This is a genomic window from Kocuria sp. (genome assembly GCF_030536815.1).
Classification (GTDB): domain Bacteria; phylum Actinomycetota; class Actinomycetes; order Actinomycetales; family Micrococcaceae; genus Kocuria; species Kocuria gwangalliensis.
The window spans coordinates 1-1,754 of the sequence record NZ_JAUNPE010000315.1 but is presented as its reverse complement, the minus strand read 5'-3'; the positions used below and the strand labels follow the sequence as shown (position 1 = coordinate 1,754).

General features: G+C 61.8%; 1 protein-coding gene. It reads right to left on the bottom strand.

Annotated features, from left to right (window positions below):
* Positions 1-17: 17 nt before the first annotated feature.
* The gene (locus Q4E95_RS13545; protein ID WP_303383794.1) at positions 18-1,397 is read right to left on the bottom strand and encodes an NAD-dependent succinate-semialdehyde dehydrogenase; all 1,380 of its coding nucleotides are present in this window, start codon (positions 1,395-1,397) and stop codon (positions 18-20) included.
* Between the last annotated feature and the right edge of the window lie 357 nt (positions 1,398-1,754).

Below are 1,754 nucleotides of genomic sequence, written 5' to 3'. Positions count from 1 at the left end.
GAACGGTCAACCCTGCCTTACTTCTTGGCGGGGGTGTGCAGCAGCTTCTTGTTGGCGAACTCCTCGATACCGAAGGGGCCCAGCTCGCGGCCCACACCTGAGCGCTTGACGCCACCGAAGGGCAGATCCGGAGCCGTACCGGTGGTCTCGTTGACGAACACCATGCCGGAGTCCACGCGCTTGGCGATATCCAGAGCGGCGGCCTCATCGGCACCGAAAACGGATCCACCCAGGCCGAAGGGCGAGGAGTTGGCGAGCTCGATGGCCTCGTCAGCGTCCTTGACCTTGTAGACCACGGCCACGGGACCGAAGATTTCCTCGGCGTAGGCGCGCATTTCGGGGGTCACGTCAGCAAGCACGGTGGCTTCCATCCATGCGCCGTCGCGATCGATCTTCTTACCGCCGGCCAGTACGGAGGCACCCTTGTCGATGGCATCCTGGACCTGCTCCATGATCTCGTCACGGGCACCCACGGTGCTGATCGGGCCCAGGAAAGTTTTCTCGTCCGAGGGGTCACCGGCCTCGATGCCCTGAACTGCCTGCGAGAACTTCTCCACGAAGGACTCGTAAGCGTCCTCCAGCACAATGAAGCGCTTGGAGTTGGTGCAAGCCTGGCCGCTGTTGGACATGCGTCCCCTGACCGCGTGCTTCACGGTGCGCTCCAGGTTCTCGCCGTCCAGGACAATGAACGGGTCGGAACCACCGAGCTCCAGCACGACCTTCTTGAGGTGCTTGCCCGCGGTGGCGGCCACGGAGGAACCTGCGCGCTCCGAACCGGTCAGCGACACACCCTGCACAACCGGATCCGGGATCACGATGTCCGCGATCTGATCACTGGAAGCGAAGATGTTGATGTAAACATCCTCCGGGAAGCCCGCCTCGTGGAAAAGCTCTTCCTGCACCACGGCGGACTGCGGAACGTTACCGGCGTGCTTGAGCAGGATGGTGTTACCCAGCATCAGGTTGGGAGCCGCAAAACGAGCCACCTGGTAGTACGGGAAGTTCCAGGGCATGATGCCCAGCAGGGAACCGGTGGCGTCGAGGACCACGCGGGCCTGACCACCCGTGGAGGGCTCCAGGGTGCGGCCCTCCATGAAGCCTTCCGCGTTGTCGGCGTAGTAGTCATAGATCCCGGCAACGATCATGACTTCACCGATGGCCTGGGTCTTGGGCTTGCCCATTTCTCCGGTCAGAATCTTGGCGAGCTCTTCCTTGCGCTCGCGATACAGCTCGGCCAGCTTGTGCATGAGCTGGGCGCGCTCCGAAACGGAGGTGTTGCGCCAGGACTTATAAGCCTCACCCGAACGCTTCACGGCGTCCTGAATCTCCTGATCCGATGCGGTGGGGAACTCTTTTACGGTTTCGCCAGTGGCGGGATTAACTGTTGTGTAAGCCATACCCCTAGGTTATGCCTCACACCGGTTTTGGCGAACAGAGTTCACCGAGGGCGAGAGTCCTGTTTCCGCGGTGGAGCGGGCCCCTCGGGTCTTGATATCAGAAGGTTCCTGGCCAAGGATGATGCTACGACGACCGAGGCAACGGGGCTCCCGTCCTACTGTTCGGACGCGACGCACATTTTCTCGGCCGCCCATCACCACACCAAGGAGCACCACCATGACCACTGCACCCCTTGACCAGTCCGTATGCAACTGCGAAAACTGCGGGCCCAACTGCACGTGCGAGAACTGCAGGTGTGAAAACTGCACCTGCGCACACTGCGATCACGCCGCCTGACAACGGAAGTGGCCGGAGAC

Bases quoted from the DNA above. Each gene is read 5' to 3' on its own strand.
- Q4E95_RS13545 (WP_303383794.1), bottom strand. From the start codon at position 1,397: ATGGCTTACACAACAGTTAATCCCGCCACTGGCGAAACCGTAAAAGAG.